This is a genomic window from Prosthecobacter sp. Pr1 (assembly GCF_057652315.1).
In genome coordinates, this window is sequence record NZ_JBYFBS010000019.1 from 73,739 (window position 1) to 95,804 (window position 22,066).

The window sequence follows — 22,066 nt, forward strand, 5'->3', positions numbered from 1 at the left end:
GCGCTATTTCCCAAAGCACTGCAGCCTGCCGTCCATCGTGCTCACATACACACGTCCTTGAGCGACGGTGATGCCATCCCACACGGCGGGACTCGTCAGTTCAAGTCCCGCGCTTTGCTCACCGGTCTCGGTGTTCACGGCCCACATCTTGGCGCCGCGTTTGCCATCCAGAGCTTCGTCCTGCTCTTTGAGTTCCTGCAGGATGGCGGGGTCTTTGGCAGCGAGACGTTCAAAAGCATACTCCTCGTCGATCGTGTCTGGCGCTCCGCTAACAAGCACCGTCTTGCCAGCCAGCGCCATGCTGCGGGCCACGATGGGCACAAAGCGGTCCCAGGTGTGCTTCACAAAGCTCCCGCTGGCTTTGCCACCTTTGGCATCGGCACCGCCCTTGAACCACAGTGCACCGCCCACCTTGCCTTTGCCGGATTCCACCCCGGCCCCCACACCGTGCACCTCATTGCCGGAGCTGTCGCGGGAGTCGCCATTGTCGAAGTTGCAGACCAGCACGGCATCCGTGGGCTTCACTTCGGGCTGCTCAAAACGCTGCTGCACCTCGGCGGCGCTCAGTGCCTTGTGATAGAGGACGAACTGATCCAGCAGGCCGCTGTAGCCACCGGCACTTTCTTCTGCCACGCCACTTCCATTGCCCACGATGAGCGGATTCGCCGGTTTGCCGGCCACCAGATCTCCCGCCATGCCTTCGGCGACAAGCTTGCCATCAATATAGAGGGTCATCTTTTTGTCAGCCGCAAGGACACCCGCGATGTGATGCCAGCCGTCGGTCAGCGCCTCGGCGGAGACGATGCTGCTCACTTTCGAATCACTGCGGATGTGGAACTGCGGTTTTTTGTCGTGGAAGTCGAGACCCACGCCAAGGCGAGGTCCGCCATGGTTGATGATGGTGCCGCTGGGCTTGTCCGGAAGCACCCAGGCCTCCACGGTGATCGGGGTCTTCGTAGGATCCAGCACCGGAACATCCGGGAACTGCACGCTGCCAGGCATCGGCGCGCCTCTGGCCCCTCCTTTTCCACCGCCTTTTTTCGGAGCGTCTGCATTCTTGCCTTTGCCTTTCTTCTTGGCCTCCGCCTGCGCTTTCAGGGTCTCGCTGTGGCCCACCTGCGTTTCACCTTTGGGCTGCACGGCGAGTGGTTTGCCGTCCTTGTCCAGCACCACGCTGTTGCCCTTGCGTTCGGTGGTGGCGGATTCGGTGTCATACGCTTGCTCCGGTGGTGCCTTGGGTGTGGCGAAGAGCGTGTACTCCATCGTGGTCGTCCACTTGTAGTACTGCGCCTCGCGACCATAGGAGTACACGTTCTTGTCATCGTGCACGAGGATGCGGCCTGCCGGGGCATACTTGCCCGCCTGGAAGTAGCCGCTGTGACCACCGGCAAAACTTTTGCCATAGACCCAGTAGCTGCGGTGGAAGTTGGAATCATCCAGGAAGCCCATCGGCGCAAAGAGGTGCTGCCCCTCGCCTTTGTGCGCGCCGCCCTGCTTGTCGAAGTCTCCACTCACCGGGCCCACTTCCACACGTTTGCCATCGGTCCCGATCTTCTGCGTGCGCAGGAAGGTCCACTTGCCGTCGCTGCTCAGGATGTCGTTCAAAGCGACCGGCATCTGCAGTGTCTTGTGGCGGTCATTCAAGTCGCCGCCGGTTTCAGGATCGCGGTCGTCGTAGTTGATTTTGACCTTCATCTCACCGGTCTTCGCATCCACGCGGTAGAACCACAGGCCGCCATCGAGGAAGCAGGAATGGCCGGAGACAAAGCTCACCAGACCATTTTCCACCAGCACGCTGCCGTGCACGGGCCAGACGCTCTCCATCATCTCCCACGCGCCATGGCTCAGCATCACCGGTGCCCCCTGAAACTTCCACACCAGCGCGCCGTCTTTGGCACGCAGGCAGTACACATTGCCGTCATTCCCGCCGATGAACACCCTGCCCTGCCAGTAAGTCGGCGGTGAATCCATGCGACCACCCGCGATGAAATGCCAGGCTTCCTTGCCCGTGGCGGAGTCGAAGGCATGCAGCGTGTGCTTGTCCACTTCAGAGACGAAGGTCAGGCCAGCGGCGCTTGTCGTGGTGCTCAGCGGTGGGGTGAGCTTCACCTCCCAGGCCATGCCGAGGTCCTTTTTCAAATCCTGATTTGAATAGCCGCTGCGGGCATTGTCGGAGCGGTAGGTAGGCCAGTCCTTGGCATCGGCGGGCGTCTCCGCAATGGCTTCGGCATAGGCGGGTCCCTTGGTCAGACGTGCGCTGTCCGCTGTGTGCGGCGGCATGGGATAGCGTGGCGCGGAGGCCATGGCGGCCATGCCATCCAGCTTCGCTTCGGGGTAGCAGGCGCAGTTGTGCGGTCCGGCGTAGGTGAGACCGTTGCATGGCAGCACACCATAGAGGCAGGCGCCGCGCACCCAGTGGTTCAGATCCCAGTGCTGCTTCTCCATATCGACATACTCGATGCCGGTGCGGGATGGAATGATGAACTTCTCCGTCGCCTTCGCCATGTAGCAGCGGTGGTGAAACCAGTAGGTGCCCTGCGGCACGTCCGGATAGAACTGCTTCTTCACCACGCCCGTCAGCGGATCGCGGCCCGTGTATTCACCCGTCTGATTCCCCTGCGTGGTGCCCGCATTCCAGACGAGCCCCTGCGCCACGATCACATCCTCCATGCTGCGATAGCCGCTCTTCTCATGCGAGGAACTCCACAGTTCCTTGCCCGTATCCGCGTTGATCCCCTTCATCAGGCCATCGCCGCCAGCATAGAGAATCACGTCATCATTGAGCACCACACGCGGTGCGAAGTTGAACTCATAGAGCTTGCGGCGCGCCTCGGGCACATCGGCAAAGAGCACCGCACCCGTCTTCACATCGCGGCTCGTCAGTCCATCGCCATTGTAATAGACCATGCGCTTGTCATCCAGGGCGAGGGTGATCGGCCCGACCTTGTCGTCCACCTTCCAAAGCGTCTTGCCGCTCTCCGCGTCGAGCGCCATCAGGTGGCGTGTCTTTCCATCCCAGTTGAACTCCGTCTCCACGCGCTTCTGATCACTCTGCTGCTTCACGGCAAACTCTTCGTTCAGACGCCACGCTTCGGGGTTCACCAGGGCATACAGGTTGCCGTTTCTATACAGCAACTCTTCCGCGCCCTTGGTCTGCGGATACTCACGGATCACCTCGCCCGTCGCTCCATCAAGGCAGGTGATGGGATCTGAAATGCCCAGCGTCACATAGACCTTGTCACCGATCGCCGCGAGACGGCGCGTCAACTGCGTGGGGCCGGACTTCAGCGGCCACAGGTGCGTGCTCCACTGCGGGATCGACTTTTTCCAAAGAATGGTCCCATTGAAGGCATCGCGCGCGATCAGCGCAAACTTGGCCGGCATCAGGATGGAGATGCGGCTGCCCTCATCCATGATGTAGTAGAGACGCCCTCCCGCGCTTACCTCGGCGCTGACCGAAGACATGCGGTCATGGTGGCGGCTCCAGCGTGGATTTCCCACCCACTGCATGCGTGAAGGCGGGCCGGTGAGGATGTCCTTGGAGGTGGGATTGCCCTTCGAGTCATACGCAAAGTGCGTCCACTCATCCATGCCTTTCGGCCATGGCTTCACGATCTTCTCCCAGCCACTGGCCTTGCGAACCATGGCCACGCCCAGCGGTGTCAGCACGCGGTCGATCTCCGACTTGTCCACTGCAGCGGCGTCTTCGATCACCAGCAGGTTCACGTAGTTCTCAATATAAGGCAGATGCTTCCCATCCCAGGAATCCACCGCCACGGGGCCGTACTTGCCCGCCTGATGGATCGTCTCGCGAATCCCCGGCAGCGCCGCCGCGTCCTGCGTGAGTCCCTGCACCTGATAGCGATCACTGGCCCGCAGCCCCTGCGTCACCTTCCCATCCCCGCAGCCCACATGCACCACGATCCCGCCTTTGACCCCGGACTGGGAGATCAGGTCGGCGGCATCATCAGCCAGCAGCGCGGAGGAAAGCAGGAGGCAGGTCAGAAGTCTTTTCATGGTGGGATCGGTCACGCGTAACGAAGGGCTGATGCAGGATGTTTCTCTCCTTTTAAAAAGACTGAGACTCCATTATGAATCAAATCAAAGGGTGGATTTAAGCCGCCGCTTGTGTGACAGGCTCCGCTCACTCTTTTCCATACCCATGCTCCGCTTCACGCTCTTCGGCTTTCTAATCCAGATCCACTGGATCTTCTGGTTAAACACCGCACTCATGGGCGGAGGCATGAGCGCCAATACCCCCGAGCAGTTTCGCGGTCTGCTGGCCTGGGTGACCGCCGTCCTGCTTTCCATCTTGATTCACGAACTGGGCCATGCGCTGGCCATGCGAAACTACGGTGACCGCCGTGTGGGCATCGTGCTGTATGCCTTCGGCGGGCTGGCGATCGGCAGCAAGCCGCGCACCCGGCAGGAAGACTTCCTCGTCAGTGCCGCAGGCCCGGGGCTGCAGATTCTTGTCGGTCTTGCCGTCGGCTGGTCCATGACCCTCTGGCCACCCTCCTCGCTCTGGCTGCATCAGATGATGGATGCCTTCACCGTGGTCAGCATTTTCTGGGCCCTGCTCAATCTGGTGCCCGTGCTGCCGCTGGATGGAGGCCACCTCTGCCAGGCTTACCTTGGCCCGCGCAAGAAGCGGCAGGTGCTGCTCATCAGCATCACGTGTGCGGTGGCCTTGGCGCTCTTGTCGGTGACCAGCGATCTGTGGCTAGGCCTGCAAAACGGCGTCCTGCGCCTGCTGGACATCGACGCGAAAATTCGCGTGGGCAGCGGCATTTTCACCCTGCTGGTCTTTGGCATGCTCGCCTGGAACAATTGGAAGGAGTTGCAGAATGAGCCGCAAATTCCTTGGATGAACGCGCGTTGAGAGTGCATTGGACTGTTTCCGTCCCCTGATGCGCCTCCTCCGAACACTTTTTATCCTTGCTGCGGCCACCACCCTCGCCGCCGCACAATCGCCCAAGCCCGAACTGATCTCCCCGCAGGTCAAAGCTGCGGTGGACAAGGCCGTGGCCTGGCTGATCAAGCAGCAGAAAACAGCGGGCTTCATTGTCGATGAAAAATCCGACGCCAAGCCCAAGCGCGGAGATCTGCCCTCCCACAGCGCGGCGATGACCTCCCTCGCCCTCATGGGACTGGCCTCCGTGGGGCACATGCCGGATGATCCCACACCGGAAGGCATCGCCTGCGGCAAGGCCCTGCGTTACATCGTGGAAGGCGTGGAGCCTGATGAAAACGGCTATCTCGGGCGCAGCGACCGCTCACGCATGTATGGCCACGGCATCATCTCCCTCATGATGGCTGAAATGATCGGCCACGCGCCGGATGAAGCCACCGACAAACGCCTGCACAAACAACTGGAGGGCGCGATCCAGCTCATCCTCCGCTCCCAGCAGGTGCCGAAGAGCGAGGCCAATCGCGGCGGCTGGCGCTATGAGCCAAGCTCCAGCGACAGCGACATCTCCGTCAGTGTGTGGCAGGTCATGGCACTGCGTGCCGCCAAGGACGCTGGATTTGAAGTCCCCAAAGGAGCCATCGACAACGCCGTGGCCTACATCAAACGCAGCTACCGCGTGGAGCGCGACTCCAACGGCAATCCCAAGAGCGATGCCGCCGCCTTCAGCTACGAGCCTTATGGCGGTCGCCAGACCTTCTCCACCACCGCCGCCGGACTGCTCTCCCTCCAGGTCTGCGGCCAGTATGAAACCGCCGAAGTTCTGGGCTCCGCCAACTGGCTGCTCAAGTCCCCGCCCGAAATCAACGAACCCTGGTTCTTCTACGGCTGCTACTACTACGCCCAGGGCATGTACCAGCGCGGCGGCGACCACGCCGCCACCGCCCGCCAAAAGACCGAGCAAACCCTCATCGCCGCCCAAGGTCAGGACGGCAGCTGGTATCCCCGCAATGGCAACGAGAAGAGCGCCGGAGCCGTGTATGCAACGTCATTGGCGCTGCTGAGCCTGAGCGTGCATCATCACTTTTTGCCGATTTATCAGAAGTAGGCGGTGGAGAAGTCCAAGCGTGCCCGCCGAAGGGAAATCGTCCTCCCACTCGAACTCGGATCGCCATCAGGGATGACAACGGGTTTCGGCAGTTTCGGCGGTTTTGGCAGTTCGTTTTCGGAGGGGACGTATTATTTAACCGAGCACCACCGCGAGGGGGTATTGGCGGTTTCGGCGGTTTTGGCGGTGCTTTTTAAAAGGGGGACTATTTTTTCGCGAGGGGCAGAGCGTGCTCAAGCGAACCAACAAAACCAACGAAACTGGGGGTTTTGAGGGTTTCGTTGGTTTTGTTGGTCCTTTTTGGAAGGGGGAGTGTTTTTCTACGGGCTTGCGTGGATGACCACACCGGAGGCGGCTCAGAGGGTTTTGACAGTTTCGTCAGTTTTGGCAGTCCCTTTTCCAAGAGGTACACCATTCATGAGGATGGCCAGTAAGCGGTGGATGAATGGGAAAACCAGGTGAGTCAGGTTGAAATTCACCCTCAATCCATCTCCTGCCATGACTTGCAATAAAGCAGCCCTGCTGGTACGCAGCAGCAAGATGTCGGTTCTATACGTTAACACCATGATTCTATTTACCACTTAGTGTTATTATAGAGCATTGAATACCTCATCCTATCCTGACCAGTCCTCCCTCCACAGGCCGGTTTGTCATCCGGCTCTACTTCAGCTCACCTCTGGCACCTAGCACACCACCAGCTCCCCCACAGCCAGAGCCGATGAAACATCAAGGCTACTTGTTGAACGTTTCAGCCCTCCCAGCCTGCTAATACAAAATTCGTCCCCCTTTTAAAAAGCACCAACAAAACCAACAAAACCCTCAAAACCCCCAGTTTCGTTGGTTTTGTTGGTTTCGTTGGTTCGCTTTTGCACGCTCCGCCGCTCGCGAAAAATATCTCCCCCTTTTAAAAGTCACTGCCAAAACCGCCGAAACCGCCAATACCCCTTTTGGCAGGCAGCAAAGGCAGCTCGGCATGCATGGTCCGCCCGTTTCCCGCCGTATGTCACGGCACCATGAACACGCTCAACCGCCGTCAGTTCGTCCGTCGCACCGCTTTGGCATCGTTCGCTGCTCCCGCCTTTCTGAAGGCGGCAGGCGCTGACAAGATCAACCTCGCCTTCATCGGCCCCGGCGGGATGGGAACGAACCACATCAACACGATGTGCAAACGCGATGACGTGATCTACTCCTGGGTCTGCGATGCGGACTCCAAAAAGGCGGAGGCGGCGGCGAAGAAGATTCAGGAACTCACCGGCCAGACGCCGAAGATCGCCAAGGACATGCGGCAGGTGTTTGATGACAAAGCCGTGCAGGCCGTGCTGATGGCCACGCCGGACCACTGGCACGCTCCGGGGGCGATCCTCGCCGCGAATGCCGGCAAGCATGTGTACGTGGAGAAGCCCTGCTCGCACAATCTGCATGAAGGACGGCTCATGATCGAGGCGGCGGCGAAAAACAAGGTGGCCATGCAGGTGGGCACCCAGAGCCGCAGCACCGCCAGCATCAGCCAGATCATCGAAAAACTGCGCAGCGGCGTCATCGGCGAGGTCTTGGTGGCAAAGGCATGGAACAGCCAGCTAAGAAGGAATCAAGGTCACATGCCGGAGACGGAGCCACCAGCGAACCTCGACTACGACCTGTGGCTCGGACCCGTGCCGAAGGTGCCGTTTAAGAGCACCTACCATCCCGGCAGCTGGCGCTGGTTTCATCATTTCGGCGCGGGAGATTTCGGCAATGACGGCGTGCATGACATCGACATCGCCCGCTGGGGACTGGGAGTGGACCAGCACCCGAACCGCATCATCGGCCAGGGCAGCAAGCTCTTCTTTGACGATGACCAGGAATGGCCGGACACGCTCTACTGCGGTTTTGAATACGACATCGCACGCAAAACCAAGCAGCTCATCTATGAGCAGCGCGACTGGTCACCCTACGTGCAGGAAGGCCACGAAAACGGCTGCGCCTGGTATGGCACCGAAGGCATGATCATCGGCGGCAAGCAGAAAGGAAGCTGGCAGATCTATGGCCGCAAAAACAAGCTCATCGAAGACATCAAACCCACCTCCGGCCCCGACCTCGCCGCGCATCACGCCAATTTCTTCGACGCCATCCGCACCGGTGCCAAACTGAACGCCGACATCACCATCAACCACCTCTCCACCTCCCTCTGCCACCTCGGCAACATCGCCGCCCGCACCCGCAGAGCCCTGGTGTTTGATCCCCCGAAAGAGCAGTTCATCGGCAACGCGGACACCTCAAAGCTGCTCCGCCGCGAATATCGCGAGCATTGGGCCACGCCGGTGGGGTGAGCCGCCCGTTTCACAACTGGACACCTCAAGCTTCGTGCGTCTTGATGGGCCAACGATGACTCTCCCTCCCGCTCTGCGCCTGCCCTTCCTCGCCATCCTGCTGGCCTTGTCAGGAGCCTGCGCGCTCGTCTATCAAATGGCATGGCTGCGGGAATTCCGGCTCGTCTTTGGCGGGGCCACGCCCGCCACCGCTGCGGTGCTGGCGATCTTCATGGGCGCGATGGGCGCAGGCAGTGCGCTGTTTGGCCGCAAGGCGGAAGCCTCCACGAATCCGCTGCGGCTGTATGCTTTGATCGAGCTCGGCGTGGGTGTCGCTGCATTGCTGACGCCGCTGCTGCTTTCGCTGGTGCGCTCCCTCTATCTCAGCACCGGCGGCATCGCTGCGCTGGGGCAGGTGCCTGCGACGTTGCTGCAGCTTCTGCTCGCGACGGTGGTGCTCGCACCGCCCTGCCTGCTCATGGGCGGCAGCCTGCCTGCGGCCTTCAAATGGGTGGAGACAGATCAGGACACTCAGCGTGGCAGCCTCGGCGTGCTGTATGGAGTGAACACCCTCGGTGCGCTCACCGGCGTGCTCGTCAGTACTTTCTGGCTCCTGGAAATCTGGGGCATCCGCACCACCGTCATGGCGGCTGCGGGAGTGAATCTCCTCATCGGTGCAGCAGCGTGGTTCGTTTCGCGCAACGAGACCTCGCCGAAGCCAGCGCCGCTGACTGCCCAAGATGCAACCGTGGCTCCAAGCATGCTGACAGCGCGCTTCCTCTACCTCGCCGCAGGCATCACCGGCTTCACGTTTTTCCTCAGCGAACTCGTCTGGTTCCGCATCCTCGCACCACTGCTCGGCAGTTCGGTCTATGGCTTTGGTTTGATCCTTGCGCTGGCACTTGCTGGTATCGGACTGGGCGGACTGCTCTACCGCATGCTGTGGGCATCGCGGGCCGGTGCAGTCACACTGGCGGCGCTGGCACGCGTGGCGGCATGGCAGGCGTTGTTTCTAGGCCTGCCCTTTGCACTGGGAGACCGCATCGCAGTGTTCGCCATTGATGTGAATCAGTTGCGCTCTCTGGGCCTACCGGGCCAGATCACCGGTTGGACCTTGATCGCCAGCTTGCTCGTCCTGGGGCCGTCGATCCTCGCGGGCGTGCAGTTTCCGCTGCTCGTGGGTTTGCTGGGCAGTGGCAGCCGCGATGCGGGCCGACATGTAGGATACGCGTATGCTGCCAACACCCTCGGTGCTATCACCGGTTCGCTCGCCGGAGGCTTCATCCTTTTACCTTGGCTGACCGCACTCGGTGCTTGGCGCTGGGTCTTTATGCTCACCCTGCTGCTGAGTCTGGGCGCGGCAGTGCTGGGAGCACGCTCCACTTCAAAGTGGGCATGGCCTGTGATCGCAGCCCTATGGCTCAGCGCAGGCTGCCTCATGTTCATTCCCACCGGCCCCACGGCGGCATGGCGGCACAAGCCCATCGGCTACGGTCGCGTGGAGTCGCTGCCGAATTCCATCAATGGCCTGCGCGGCTGGTTGCATGCCAGCCGCTGGAAGATCGCGCATGAATTTGAAGGACGTGAAGCCAGCGTGGCCGCCGTGGACAGCGATGACGGCTACTGCCTCTACGTGAACGGCAAATCCGACGGCTCAGCCTTTGGCGATGCCGACACCCAGGTCATGCAGGGCCTCGTGCCCGCCATGCTGCATCCATCACCGCATACCGCCTTCATTGTCGGCCTCGGCACCGGCACCACTGCTGGCTGGGTCGCCGACGTGCCCGAGATGAAGCAGGTGGATGTGGTGGAACTGGAGCCAGCGATGACCATCCTCGCACGCAACCATTTCGCACCGGTGAACCGCGATGTGCTGAGCAAAGCCAACGTCCACCTCATTCCCGGCGATGCACGCGAGGCCCTGCTGGCAGCAGGCAGCCGCTATGATCTGATCATCTCCGAACCCTCCAATCCCTATCGCGCCGGAGTCTCCACCTTGTTCACGCAGGAGTTTTACGCCGCCGCCAAAGCCCGGCTCCATGAGCACGGTCTATTTGCCCAGTGGGTGCAGGGTTATGAAGTGGATGCGCAGGCCATCCGCCAGGTCTATGCCACGCTCACCTCAGTGTTTCCGCATGTGGAGACCTGGATCTCCGGGCCCAATGATCTTCTCTTCATCGGCCACCTCACACCACCAGAATATACCATGGATCAGCTGCGCATGCGCATCACGCAGCCGCTGTTTGCCGAAGCGCTCAAGCGCGTGTGGCTCACGAACTCCGTCGAAGGCATGCTCGCCCATCATCTCGCCTCGCCAGAGTTTGCACGCAGCCTGCTGCAGACCAATCCAACCAACGTCAACACCGACGACCGCAACCTGCTGGAGTACGGCTTTGCCCGCGCCCTTTCCAAGGACAACACCTTTGAGACCACTCAGGTTCTCAGCATGGCCATCGATCAGGACATGGATGCTCCAGCGAATCTCGGCTCACAGATCGACCGCACACGCCTCACCTATGAGCGCCTGCGCATGCTTGCAGCAGATGGTGCCAGCTTCGCGATGCTCGATGATATGACGGGCGACGACCAGCGTCGCGCAGACGCTGTCGCCGCCTTTGCCAAAGGAAACTTCAATGAAGTCCTCACAACATGGGCGGGCACATCCACCAGTCCCTTTGAGCAGTTGATGCTGCTGGAATCCGCCGCACAAGCAGGCACCGCAGAGCAACTGCCTCCCTACATGGCAGCCGTCCGCCAGGACTGGCCGGCAGACGCACACTTCGCTGCCGCGTTGTCCGCCTTCCGCCATGAATCCTACGACGATGCCGCATCTCAATTGCTCGATGGATTCAAAGACATGCGATCACAGGTCTGGGTGCGACTCTCCTCCGTGCAAACCGCGCTCTCGCTGGTGCCGCCACTCGCCGCGAACAATCGCGATCTCGTCCCGCAATTCATGGCCGCATTGCAGCAGCCGTTTCCCGGTGGCCTAGCCGAGCCCAGTCGCCTGAACACGCTGATTCAGATCATCACCCTGCTCTCCCCAGAACAGCAGATTGAAGTGCTTTCCGAGTTTGAACCCAACCCACCCTGGCAGCGTCAGTTTTTGGAGTTTCGCGTTAAAACCTATCGCACCGCCACGCATGCGCTAGCGCCACAGGCAGAGCATGATTTGCAGGAATTTCTGCGCCACGCCGACCGCCGCTTGGATGAACCGCGTTAATAGCTGCGCAGCAAACGGAGCGCGGACTTTAGTCCGCAGCACTCCGCCAGCCCCCATACTCCGCATTCCTCTTCCGCATTCACACCTCCAGCGTCCCCCTGCTTGCCACGCGCAGCGCGCGTAAAATCCTTCTCCGTGTGTACGACCTGCTGCGGACTAAAGTCCGCGCTCCAGGACTCTTTGTCCTGCAACGCCGAGCGGTCGAAGCGCGTTGATTCCATATGCTCTCCACCCTTGTCGTGATCCTTGCGGCTGCGGCGGTTGAACCGTTGCCGAATACAAAGATCGAGGCGCTGCCGAAATCGGCTGCGCTGCCCACCGACACGCCTGCAAAGATCGCCCTTGGCCGACTGCTGTTCTTTGATCCCATTCTCTCCGCCACGCGCGATGTCGCCTGCGCCACCTGCCACCATCCGCAGCACGGTTGGGCCGATGGCAGGCCGACGCCCCTCGGCGCACATGCCAGCGGCGTCGGGCCTGCGCGCAAACTCATCCAAGGCGCTCCCTTCCTGCCGCTGACACGCAACACGCCCACCATCCTCAATGCCGCCTTCAACGGCATCGAATCCGGCAAGCCCTTTGATCCCACCAAGTCACCCATGTTTTGGGACAACCGAATGAGCAGCCTCGAAGCGCAGGCCCTGGCACCCATCCGCCAGCGCGAGGAAATGCGTGGCGATGTATGCCGCGAAGCCGAAGCCGTTCCCTCCATGATCGAGCGCCTGAAAAGCATCCCGGAATACGTGAAGCTCTTTCAAACCGAGATCACCGCCGCAAAGGTCACGCAGGCCATCGCCGCGTATGAGCGCACGCTCATCACTCCCGATTCCCCCTTCGACCGCTTCATGCGTGGCAACAAATCCGCCATGACCACCGAGCAGCAGCAAGGCATGACCGCATTCCAAAAGGCCGGATGCGCCCTCTGCCACAACGGCCCCATGCTCTCCGACTACAAACTCCACGCCATCGGCCTCACCGACTCCGCCACGAACCGCACCGAGTTCCGTACGCCCTCTCTGCGCAATCTGAAACACACCGCGCCCTACATGCACCACGGCGGCAGCACCACGCTCGATGAAGTGCTGCTCTTCTACGACCGCCTCATGGATCAAGCCGCCGAAACATTCGAGGGCGGTGACACCACCCTGCCCCCGCTCGATCCCCTGCTCCGCCAGATGAACATGCTTCCCGAAGACCACGAGCCGATCAAAGCCTTCCTCGAATCACTCAACAGCGATGACTACGACAAGTCCGCGCCCGACCGCGTGCCGAGTGGCTTGAAGTGATGCCTGTTCCCTAGAGACGGACGGGCAGCTGGGACTCGACAAAGCAGCAACTCTTTGATACCCTGAAAGCGTTATGACAGCCGTCGTGGAAAATATCCGTCAGCAGATTGACCGCCTTGCGCCCGAGGAGGTGGAGGAGCTTTTCGCCGGGCTTGAATGTGACTACGCCATCCGAGTCGTCCACACTGAGATCAAAGTCGAGGAACTCAACGCGGCAGATCAAGCCAAGATCGCGGCCTTGCGCCAGGATATTCAGCTTGCGGCTGACGGACTTGATCGCGGAGAAGGCATTGAGATCGACTGGGATGCCAAGCTGGCACGCAGGCATGCGGCTTTTGCGCTTCGGCAGCAGACCGCCTGATCCGCCATGCCCACGGTCATCTACTCCGAGCAGGCAGATCGTGATCTAGACGACATCTGGGACTACATCGCTCAAGACAGCGCACTTCAGGCTGACAGGCTTTGGGATCGTTTTAGAGCTCGTCTGGAATACCTCGCCAAGTGGAACACGTTTGGGCGGCCACGATTCGAACTCTGCGCAAACTGCCGCAGCTATCCGTTCGAAAAATACTGCTTCTACTTCCGCCCCACAGAATCAGGCATCGAGGTGCTGCGAATCCTCCATTCCGCACGCGACCTCGACCAGATCAATTTCTCCGAGTGACCTTCACGCCTACCACGCATCCGTCCTGAACGGCTGCGCTGGCAGTCCATCCTGATTGAACAAATTCGCCCACTGAAATGCATTGCTCCACGCATAGCGCACCGCAGCAGGCTGCGGCACATCCTTGCTGGAAACGACCACCGTATTGCCTTCGATGACGGCATCAGCCCACACGAATTTTTTATCTGCACCGGCAATGGCGAATCCCTGCAGCTTGTCGCCATTCTTGAAGGCCAGCCCCTTGCCGCTGTGTTTGAACTTCAGCGTCACCTTGCCACCAGAGATCGTGTGTGAGGCAAGCTGCGGGCCGAGGTATTCATTGCCTTTGTCATACGCCACCGCCAGCGCCACCTGCACGGCACGCGCACCGTAGCCCGACTTGTTCGGCGGATGAATGCCATTGCCAAGATCACTGCTGATGACCATGTGCGTGTTCGGATACTTCATGATCTGCTCAAAGGCCACATGCGAGTACTCCTTGTCCGGGTTGTTCGGGATCGTCTTCGGCAATGGCGCGAACTTTTCCGCGAGACGGTTCATCGGCTGTGAATAGTCAAAAGCGCAGCCACCACCGCTCGGCTTCTCCACATAGAGAAAAGGGAAATCGCCCTGCCCCCAGGCTTTGCGCCAGCCACCGATGAGAGCGCCCATGAGTGTCACCTGATCCACACCCACGATGTTCGTGCGGCTCTCGCCCTGGTCCCACAGCACGCCTTTGATGCCGTAGCCGACGTAGGGTCGAATGAACTGCTCAAAAAGCTGGCCCACTTTGCCAAAATTCGTCTCCCCCGCCTTGCCCACAGGTTGCGGTGCGCGCGGTGGGCGGGCAGGCTCCTTGCCCTCTTTCTTGGCGGCATCCGCGCTGATTTTCCACTTGGCGAATTCCTCATCAAACTTGGCCTTGTCCACGGCGTACTTGGCCACGAGCTCATCATACTTGTAGGTGGGTGCAAAAGCCTTCACCGCCGCAGCACTCGCGGCATCGCTGCGATACATCTCTTCGCTCAGCCAGAAGCCCGAAGGCGTGCCACCAACAGCACCGACCATCAGCCCCACCGGCACCCCGAGCTCCTTTTGCAAAGGAAAGCCAAACGAGAACAGCAGCGCGCTGAACTTCGGATTCGTCTCCGGCGTGGCCTGTTCCCACGTGGCGTTCACGTCTTTGCGCAGCAAACGCAATTGCGGATAGGTCTGCTTCGCCGCCTCATCCAGCACCGGGTCATCTTTGGTATAACTGGCCACCACCATGTCCATGTTCGACTGCCCGGACCCGATCCACACATCGCCCACCAGCACATCGTCGATCTTCTGGCCGCCAATCGTCAGCGCGCGCGGCTCCGCGCTGGCCCTGAGCGCGTCCAGTTTCACGCTCCATGTGCCTTTGCCGTCCGCCGTGGCCGTCTTGCTCTGCCCTGCAAATTCCACCGTCACCTTCTCGCCCGGAGCCGCCGTGCCCCACACCGGCACTGCCATACCACGTTGCAGCACCATGTGCGGCGTGAAGACCTTGGACAGTTTCACCTCAGCATGCAGTGCGGAAGCCAGCAGGAGGAGCAAACAGAAAGCGAGCGATGATTTCATGAGTGAGGGCAATACGAACGAGCCTGGACAATCTAGCGCAGGACGCACTCATGATGGAGGATAGGCTTCCAGCCTGTCAGTGGATCGAGGCGTCTCGCCTTTGATTCCGGACTCAGGCGGGACGCCCCAGTCCATTGTCAGGCAGGATGCCTGACCTCCGTGCCGCCAAACCTCCACGCCAGAATGCGGCTCTTTTTCTGCCCCTGCGCCATGTCGATGATCTTCACCTCCGCCGCCTTCACTTTGCGCAGCGCCTGTTCAAGTCGCGGCAGATGCTCGCTCTTGGACACCAGCGTCGTGAACCATCCGCATTGCGCTGCAAACTCCGCGCTCTCTTCGATCATGCGTCGGATGAATCCCAGCTCTCCGCCCTCGCACCAAAGCTCGTTCGCCTTGCCTCCAAAATTCAGCCCCGACTTCTTCCCGCCAAGATTGCGCAGCTTCCTCTGCGTGCCCTCCGCCGCTTCAGCAGCCGAGCCGTGAAACGGTGGATTGCACAGCGTCAGGTCAAAGTGCTCGCCCGGCTGAATAACGCCTCGAAAACAGGCATCCGCCGACTTCTGCAAACGGCACTCAATCAACCCCGCCACACTTGGATTCTTAGCCACGATCTTCTGTGCCCAGCGCCACGCAGCCGGATCAACCTCCACACCCACAAAGCTCCAGCCATACTCACTCGCACCGATCAGCGGATAAATGCAATTCGCCCCCGTGCCGATGTCCAGCACTCGCACCGTCGGCCCGCGCCGCAGCGCGATCAAATCCGCCAGATGATGAATGTAGTCACTGCGTCCCGGAATCGGCGGACAAAGATAGCCCGGCGGGATGTCCCAATGCTCCAAACCATAGGCATGCTTCAGCAGCGCCTGATTCAACGCCTTCACCGCCAGCGGGTCTGCATAGTCTATGCTGTCGTCCCCATACGCATTCTGCTTCACAAATGCCGCCAACGCCGGGCTGCACGCAATGAGCTGCGAAAAGTCATAGCGCGTGTTGAAGCGATTGCGTGGGTGCAACCCGGCTTTGCGAGCCTTGTCCATATCAGAAGCAGTCATGAGGTTGGCCGCAAAGAAACGCAGAAACCGCAAAAAGGTCGGAGATTAAAAACTAGGCTTCCCATTCTGATTTTTGATTTTTTTGCGTCTCTTTGCGGCCACTCCCTCCTCATCGTCCACCTCCAGGTGGCGTGCGGTCATCACCAAAGTATTTCTCGCTGCGGTAGCGCAGCCACACGCGCAGCACCTGCGGCACCTTCTCCCGCTCCGCCTCGCTCAGCGTCTCATAGAGTGCCATCGCCTTCTCACGCTCGCCACGGCACGCACGATTGTTGTGCGCATCCCAATACGCCCGCGCCACGCGAATGCGACGGCACACCTCTTTGATCAAGGCGGCGCCGGTGAGCGGCTGGGTGCTGGGTTTCTTCTTCGCGGGCATGGTCGTCATCTTGGCTTACAGAACGGCCTGAGGCAATGCGTAGTAGCTCCATGCCCGCCCGTATCGCAGCTCTCGCTCTCATCCTTGCCACCCACGCCCTTGCGCAAAGCGGCACCATCCCCGCTGACCGCCCCAGAGCGCGCCCTGCCTCGGCGCTGACCGGTTGGGCGGACTGGGAGAAAGGCGAGGAACTGCTCAAACGCATCCACGTGCCGCCCGCCCCCGTGCTTTCCGCCGAGGATGAAGCGAAGACCTTCAAGCTCGCCCCGGGTTACCGTGCCGAACTGGTGGCGTGCGAGCCAATGGTGCAGTGCCCCATCTTCTTCGAGTTCGATCCCGACGGGCGCATCTGGGTCGTCGAATATCAGGGCTACATGCGCGACGTGCAGGGCAGCGGTGAGGGCGATCCCATCTGCCGCATCGTGGTGCTCGAAGATGAAAACGGCGATGGCAAAGCCGACAAGAGCACCGTCTTCCTCGACAAGCTCGTCATGCCTCGCAGCTTCGCCTTCGTGAAAGGCGGCATCCTGCTGCAGGAACCGCCCAAGCTGTGGTTCTGCGAAGACACGGATGGAGATCTCCGCTGCGACAAGCGCACCGAAGTCGGCACCATGGGCGTGGGCGGAAATCCGCAGCACACAGCGAACGGCCTGCGCCGTAGCATCGACAACTGGCTGCACTGCGCCGACTGGCCGCATCGTTATCAGTGGAAGGACGGCAAACTCATCGACCAGCCCACGCTGCATCGCGGGCAGTTCGGCGTCAGTTTTGATGAAACCGGCCGCTTCATCAGCTGCTACGAAAACAGTGCCATGCACATGGACCTCATCCCTGCGGAGGCGCTGCTGCGGCATCCGAACCTCGCCAAACTCGCGCAGCGCGGTGGTCGCGGCAGCTTCGGGGTGAATGTGAACGTGGCGAAGGACGCCGCCGAGTGCTTCCCCATTCGCGTGACACCAGCCGTCACGCTCGGTGCCCTGGAATTGCGCGATGACGGCCGCCTGCGCACCTACACCATCGTCTCCGGCACCTGCTTCTATGATGGCGATCAGTTTCCACCCGAGATGCATGGCAATGTCTTCGTGCCCGACTCCGCCGGCCATCTGGTCGGCACGCTGAAACTCAGCGGTGGCACCTCACCGCAGACGCAGCGCTTCTTTCCGCCTGAGCAGGAACTCATCGCCAGCACCGATGAACGCTTTCGTCCCGTGAACGCCCGCGTGGGACCGGATGGCACTTTGTATCTCGCGGACATGTATCATGGTATCATCGAGCATGTGATCTTCATCGTGCCGTGGCTGACAAAGCAGATCGAGCAGCGCAAACTCTACGAAGGCAACGATCACGGTCGCATCTGGCGGATCGTGCACGACGGCCTACCGCTGCGGCAGCGGCCTGCGTTATCCAAAGCCAGTACCGCAGAGCTGGCGGAAGCCCTGGGTCATGCGAATGGCTGGCAGCGAAACACCGCGCAGCGGCTGCTGGTGGAACGCCAGGAGAATATCGGAGATCCCAATCGCTTTGCTGCGCCACTCCAGCGTCTGCACGCGCTGTGGAGCTTGGAAGGCATGGGCAATCTGACAAAGCCCATACTTCAAAAAGCCGCTCAGGATACCGACCCACGCGTCCGTGCTGCGGCAGCGAGATTGGGCGCGGAGATTTCACTCAACACAGAGCCGGATGCGAGCGTGCGTGTGCAGGCCCTGCTCACGCCGCAGAGCACCGCCGCCATTGCCCAGCATCTCACGCAGCATGAAGATGATCTGAGCCGCATCGCTGCGATGACGGGCGTGCATGGCCGTGAGGTGGAGTTGCTGGACCTGCTGCTCAAGCAAACGGACTGGCGGCAGGAATCCGCACACCGCCGCGAGACACTGCGACTGCTCACGCAGTTCATCGGCATGGATGATCAGCATGAAGCCGTCGTCTCACGCATCGAGCAGACATCTAACTGGCAGCGCATGGCGCTCGTGGATGGCTTCCTCGCCACACAACCGAATGACCCACGGCAGATCAAACCTGTGAAGCTCGCGGCGAAGCCAAAGTTCCTCGATGAACTGGCGGCGAACCGCGACATCACCGCCCGCGAGCGCATGCAGCGTCTGCGCATGTGCCTGACGTGGCCGGGTGCAGACAGCGTGGTCACGGCCACACGCAAGCAACCGCTCAGCGCTGCGGCGCACCAGCAGATCGAGCGCGGTGCCGCCGTGTATCAAACCGTCTGCGGACTCTGCCATCAGCCCACGGGTTACGGCATCCCCAACGTGGCGCCGCCTCTGGCCGAGAGCGAATGGGCGACCGGCGAACCGGAACGCATGATCCGCATCGCGCTGCACGGTTTGTATGGCGAGATCGAGGTGAACGGGCAGAAGTGGAATCTCGCCATGCCAGGTCAGGGTGAAAACCCCATGCTGGATGATTCAAAACTGGCCGACGTACTCAGCTACGTGCGCAATGCCTGGGGCAATGAAGCCAGCGTGATCGATGCCGCCCAAGTCGCAGCCGTGCGTTCACAGACCCAGACCCGCAAGATGCCCTGGACGGCGGACACACTGCTGCAAGTGGATGTGAAAGGCGGCAAAGCCATTCAAGCCGATGCCGATGACGTGCTGCTGCTTCCCGCCAGTGCTGCGAAAACGTACGGCCAGAAGCTCGCCTACCGCGCCGCGCTCAATGTGCTCGCCCCCTGGCGCATCGAAACCGATGTGGCCGAGTGGCGGATCCACGTGCCAACAGCGGGTGATTATGAAGTGCGCGTGACACTGGCGGCCGATGAGGCCTCCGCAGGCGATGCCTATGTGATTGAGGCTGAAAGCACCAGCGTGAAAGGCGTGGTGCAGGCCACCGGCGGCTACGAGAGCTTCAAGGAGCAATCCGCAGGAACCATCAAGCTCAAGGCAGGCATCCAGTCCCTGCTGATGCGGCCCGATGGAGCTCTGAAGCAAGAATTGGCAGATGTGCGCGCCGTGCGGTTGATTCGCAAGTGAGAGTGGGCACGCCGCGCAGGAGGCACTAAAAGTTCCGCCCCGCGAAAAAACGACAGTCCCAGTGATTTGCATTGCCATGAGGCCGCCTGATCTCATACACATTCACCATGCGTACTTATTGGCAGCTAGGGTTGGCGCTTTGCTTAGGATTTGTTTTCCATCTAAAAAGCAGCGCGCAGGAGCCGGTGACTCTTATTACGGCACGGATCACCACGGTGACGGAGAGCGACTGGCAGCGTGAAATGGCCCAGGCTGCGAAGCCAGACGGCCTGCGCGAGCGGCTGCAGGCGCGCACGTTGGTGGAACTAGCAGGAGCAATGACCGATGATGAGGTGACACTCCTGAGCGTGGGGCAGGAACGTGACTTCGTCACTCAATGGGGCCGCACCGCAGACCAGCAAGATGTCGAAGCCAAGAAGACCGAGAAGCAGCTCATCGGCACCGAAATGCGGGTAAAACGCGAGATACTCGATGATGACGGCACGAAGGTTCGCCTGCACATCACGCTGACGCATGACCTCCAGCCGCCGCAGTTGCAGAAGATCACCTATGCCACGGCAGCGGTGGGAGCCGAGCGCGACAAGCGCAGCGTCACCGCACCACGCTTTGAGCGCCTGCGCTGGCAGGGCGAGGTCATGGCAAGACCCGAGGAGCGCATGATCGCCAGTTTTCAGTCACCGCAGGATGCTGCCACGCGGATCGTCGTTTTCCTCCAGGGCGGCGCTGGTGTCAGCAAGGCCACTTCAAGCACCACCTTGCAGCAAACGATCTACCGCGTGACTGAACTGGACATGCTCGACTGGCTGCTGAAATCCTCCCGCGATGATGCAGCAGTCATCCATCATCTTGAAGAAGCCGTGGCAGCCGGACAGGCCAGCGTCGTTTCCAGCGTGAGTCTCTCGATGGCATCCCGCGCTCCAGCTGAAGGGCAGATCGGCACCGAACACTGGTTGACCACGGAGTTGGATCAAAACTTCGACTTGCTACACATGACACCCGTCTCCTTTAAGCCGTCACTCCAAGGGACACGCTTGTCAGCGAAGGTGGTGGGATGCAGCGCCAAGTTCACCAGCACCTATGCATCACGTGCTCCGCTGGCCGTGAAATGGCCCACCTCCTGGCTGCGGGTGCGGGACGAGAATAACACGAACAGTAAAGCCATTCACGGCTGGATGGACTGGAACGATCAATTTGAAGATCAGATTCAGGGAGCCATTTTGTTCTGCAATGCAGCTCCGCATCTCGTGGCGATGATGCCCGCAGCAGATCAGGTGTGGGGCACGGATCGCCAGGGGCGCTGGCTGGATGTGACGGTGATGCAGCAACCGGGCTTGACCTCCACTCCCTCCCCTGCAGACATCGTTGAGTTCGTACCGGGATCCGAACCTGACAAACTGCCACGCCGCTTGTTCATCGGCATTGCTCTCGACACAGATGCCGCACATTCGCTGCTCACCGCGCGCAAACCTGGGCAGGATGAAGCCCCGCTTCTCCGCGAACTGCTGGCACGCGCCAGAGAAGGCAAGGCCCGCGTGATGACCTGCGCCTTGGCTGCGCATGATCCCGACCGCCGCAGGCAGACCAGCGCCCGCATTCATTCCTACCCCACGGAAATGCCCAGCATCCCCTCGGCGTGGAACGAGATTCCCGTCGGCACCCAGTTGGAGCTTGATGGCGATATTGTGGCCCTCACCCAGCACCTCGCTCCGCCCGGCCGCACCGAGTGGAAACTCGCGCGCGACATGCCGGAGGCCATCATGTGGGAGCCGCGTTTTCGAGCCATGTCCATGATCACCTCGGCTTTCGCTTTCACCACACCCGGCACTCATCTGCTGACAGCGGCGGATGTTCCTGCGGTGATGGCCGGCACTGATCTTCCTGCGCATGAGACCCTCCTCTTCTTCAGCCACCTCGACGCCAGCACCGATCCATCTGCGATCAAAGGAACCGACTTTGAAATCGACACCCTGATCTTTGAAATCTCAGCCCAGGATGCAGCCGCTTGGGAGGAACTGAAGCCCGATGATTTTGAAAACTTCTCCCAGCAGCAGCTCAAAAGCGGTCGCGCCAGGATTCAGTCCCACAGCCTGCTGCGCACCCGGCCCTCGTCACTCTACAAGCTGTCAGTCATGGAGGAGTACCTCACCGCCACCGAATTTGATCCTCCCATACCTGATGCACCCTTCCGTATGCGGCCCACTGCCTTGCAAATGCTCCCCGTGGGACTGCAATTTGAAGGCGACTTGACGGTAGACTCCGACGGCAATGTCAGCCTCAAGGTCAAGCTCCAGAACTCCTTGGCCAGGCCCGTCGAGCCCGGCTTGGAAGAAACCCTCCGCATCTCTGCCGACAGCAAAGCGCCCTATCCCGGCGCGAAGCACGAGTTGGAAGAATGGACGGACACCCTTCACCTCACTCCCGGCCTGTTCCATCACCTCCGCCCGCCCGCCGCCGTTGACGGTGCCCAAACCACACGCAGCGTCTGGGTACGCGTTCGGCCTGCCAGATGAGGTTGGCCGCAAATAGTTCAAAACAAGCGGCTCCTTCCGCCTGATCCCTTTTTGTTTTTTGTGCCTCTTTGCGGCC

The 22,066-nt window shown here is 60.7% G+C and carries 13 protein-coding genes; 9 read left to right on the forward strand and 4 right to left on the reverse strand.

Translation table 11 applies throughout. From position 1 onward, the window contains the following. Positions 1-3: 3 nt before the first annotated feature. A complete protein-coding gene (locus AC24GY_RS23995) occupies positions 4-4,017 on the reverse strand; it encodes an outer membrane protein assembly factor BamB family protein (RefSeq protein WP_487688103.1) in 4,014 nt (1,337 codons plus the stop codon). 145 nt (positions 4,018-4,162) lie between these two features. Here AC24GY_RS23995 and AC24GY_RS24000 point away from each other — a divergent pair, with 145 nt between their 5' ends. From AC24GY_RS24000 to AC24GY_RS24030, 7 genes are all read left to right on the forward strand, one after another. Continuing rightward, entirely contained in the window at positions 4,163-4,882 is a 720-nt protein-coding gene (locus AC24GY_RS24000) for a metalloprotease (RefSeq protein ID WP_487688105.1), read from the forward strand. Positions 4,883-4,910: 28 nt separating this feature from the next. Continuing rightward, positions 4,911-6,017: a prenyltransferase/squalene oxidase repeat-containing protein gene (locus AC24GY_RS24005; RefSeq protein ID WP_487688107.1), complete on the forward strand. Its 1,107-nt coding sequence runs from the start codon at positions 4,911-4,913 to the stop codon at positions 6,015-6,017. 1,013 nt (positions 6,018-7,030) lie between these two features. Next, complete coding sequence (locus AC24GY_RS24010) at positions 7,031-8,326, forward strand: Gfo/Idh/MocA family protein (protein WP_487688109.1); 1,296 nt, start codon at positions 7,031-7,033, stop codon at positions 8,324-8,326. Between the two features lie 55 nt (positions 8,327-8,381). Next, complete coding sequence (locus tag AC24GY_RS24015) at positions 8,382-11,528, forward strand: fused MFS/spermidine synthase (RefSeq protein WP_487688112.1); 3,147 nt, start codon at positions 8,382-8,384, stop codon at positions 11,526-11,528. 221 nt (positions 11,529-11,749) lie between these two features. Further along, positions 11,750-12,814: a cytochrome-c peroxidase gene (locus AC24GY_RS24020; RefSeq protein WP_487688115.1), complete on the forward strand. Its 1,065-nt coding sequence runs from the start codon at positions 11,750-11,752 to the stop codon at positions 12,812-12,814. Between the two features lie 73 nt (positions 12,815-12,887). After that, entirely contained in the window at positions 12,888-13,175 is a 288-nt protein-coding gene (locus tag AC24GY_RS24025; protein ID WP_461527860.1) for a hypothetical protein, read from the forward strand. 6 nt (positions 13,176-13,181) lie between these two features. Next, positions 13,182-13,478 (forward strand): type II toxin-antitoxin system RelE/ParE family toxin, encoded by a 297-nt coding sequence (locus AC24GY_RS24030; RefSeq protein WP_487688118.1) that lies wholly within the window; start codon positions 13,182-13,184, stop codon positions 13,476-13,478. 9 nt (positions 13,479-13,487) lie between these two features. Here the strand turns inward: AC24GY_RS24030 and AC24GY_RS24035 are convergent, their stop codons facing one another. The 3 genes from AC24GY_RS24035 to AC24GY_RS24045 form a co-directional block, all read right to left on the reverse strand. Further along, complete coding sequence (locus tag AC24GY_RS24035) at positions 13,488-15,059, reverse strand: hypothetical protein (protein ID WP_487688121.1); 1,572 nt, start codon at positions 15,057-15,059, stop codon at positions 13,488-13,490. Between the two features lie 137 nt (positions 15,060-15,196). Then, on the reverse strand, positions 15,197-16,114 hold the full coding sequence (gene rlmF, locus AC24GY_RS24040; RefSeq protein ID WP_487688124.1) for a 23S rRNA (adenine(1618)-N(6))-methyltransferase RlmF: 918 nt from the start codon (positions 16,112-16,114) through the stop codon (positions 15,197-15,199). Positions 16,115-16,223: 109 nt separating this feature from the next. Further along, a complete protein-coding gene (locus AC24GY_RS24045) occupies positions 16,224-16,493 on the reverse strand; it encodes a Precorrin-3B methylase (RefSeq protein WP_397384293.1) in 270 nt (89 codons plus the stop codon). 50 nt (positions 16,494-16,543) lie between these two features. Here AC24GY_RS24045 and AC24GY_RS24050 point away from each other — a divergent pair, with 50 nt between their 5' ends. Both AC24GY_RS24050 and AC24GY_RS24055 read left to right on the forward strand, forming a co-directional pair. Continuing rightward, positions 16,544-19,480, forward strand: coding sequence for a DUF7133 domain-containing protein (locus AC24GY_RS24050; protein ID WP_487688126.1), 2,937 nt, complete (start codon positions 16,544-16,546; stop codon positions 19,478-19,480). A gap of 185 nt (positions 19,481-19,665) precedes the next feature. Continuing rightward, positions 19,666-21,990: a hypothetical protein gene (locus AC24GY_RS24055; protein WP_487688129.1), complete on the forward strand. Its 2,325-nt coding sequence runs from the start codon at positions 19,666-19,668 to the stop codon at positions 21,988-21,990. The last annotated feature ends 76 nt before the right edge of the window (positions 21,991-22,066 follow it).

Bases quoted from the DNA above. Each gene is read 5' to 3' on its own strand.
- AC24GY_RS24015 (WP_487688112.1), top strand. From the start codon at position 8,382: ATGACTCTCCCTCCCGCTCTGCGCCTGCCCTTCCTCGCCATCCTGCTG.
- AC24GY_RS24045 (WP_397384293.1), bottom strand. From the start codon at position 16,493: ATGCCCGCGAAGAAGAAACCCAGCACCCAGCCGCTCACCGGCGCCGCC.
- AC24GY_RS24005 (WP_487688107.1), top strand. From the start codon at position 4,911: ATGCGCCTCCTCCGAACACTTTTTATCCTTGCTGCGGCCACCACCCTC.
- rlmF (WP_487688124.1), bottom strand. From the start codon at position 16,114: ATGACTGCTTCTGATATGGACAAGGCTCGCAAAGCCGGGTTGCACCCA.
- AC24GY_RS24035 (WP_487688121.1), bottom strand. From the start codon at position 15,059: ATGAAATCATCGCTCGCTTTCTGTTTGCTCCTCCTGCTGGCTTCCGCA.
- AC24GY_RS24025 (WP_461527860.1), top strand. From the start codon at position 12,888: ATGACAGCCGTCGTGGAAAATATCCGTCAGCAGATTGACCGCCTTGCG.
- AC24GY_RS24030 (WP_487688118.1), top strand. From the start codon at position 13,182: ATGCCCACGGTCATCTACTCCGAGCAGGCAGATCGTGATCTAGACGAC.
- AC24GY_RS24050 (WP_487688126.1), top strand. From the start codon at position 16,544: ATGCCCGCCCGTATCGCAGCTCTCGCTCTCATCCTTGCCACCCACGCC.
- AC24GY_RS24020 (WP_487688115.1), top strand. From the start codon at position 11,750: ATGCTCTCCACCCTTGTCGTGATCCTTGCGGCTGCGGCGGTTGAACCG.
- AC24GY_RS24000 (WP_487688105.1), top strand. From the start codon at position 4,163: ATGCTCCGCTTCACGCTCTTCGGCTTTCTAATCCAGATCCACTGGATC.
- AC24GY_RS23995 (WP_487688103.1), bottom strand. From the start codon at position 4,017: ATGAAAAGACTTCTGACCTGCCTCCTGCTTTCCTCCGCGCTGCTGGCT.
- AC24GY_RS24010 (WP_487688109.1), top strand. From the start codon at position 7,031: ATGAACACGCTCAACCGCCGTCAGTTCGTCCGTCGCACCGCTTTGGCA.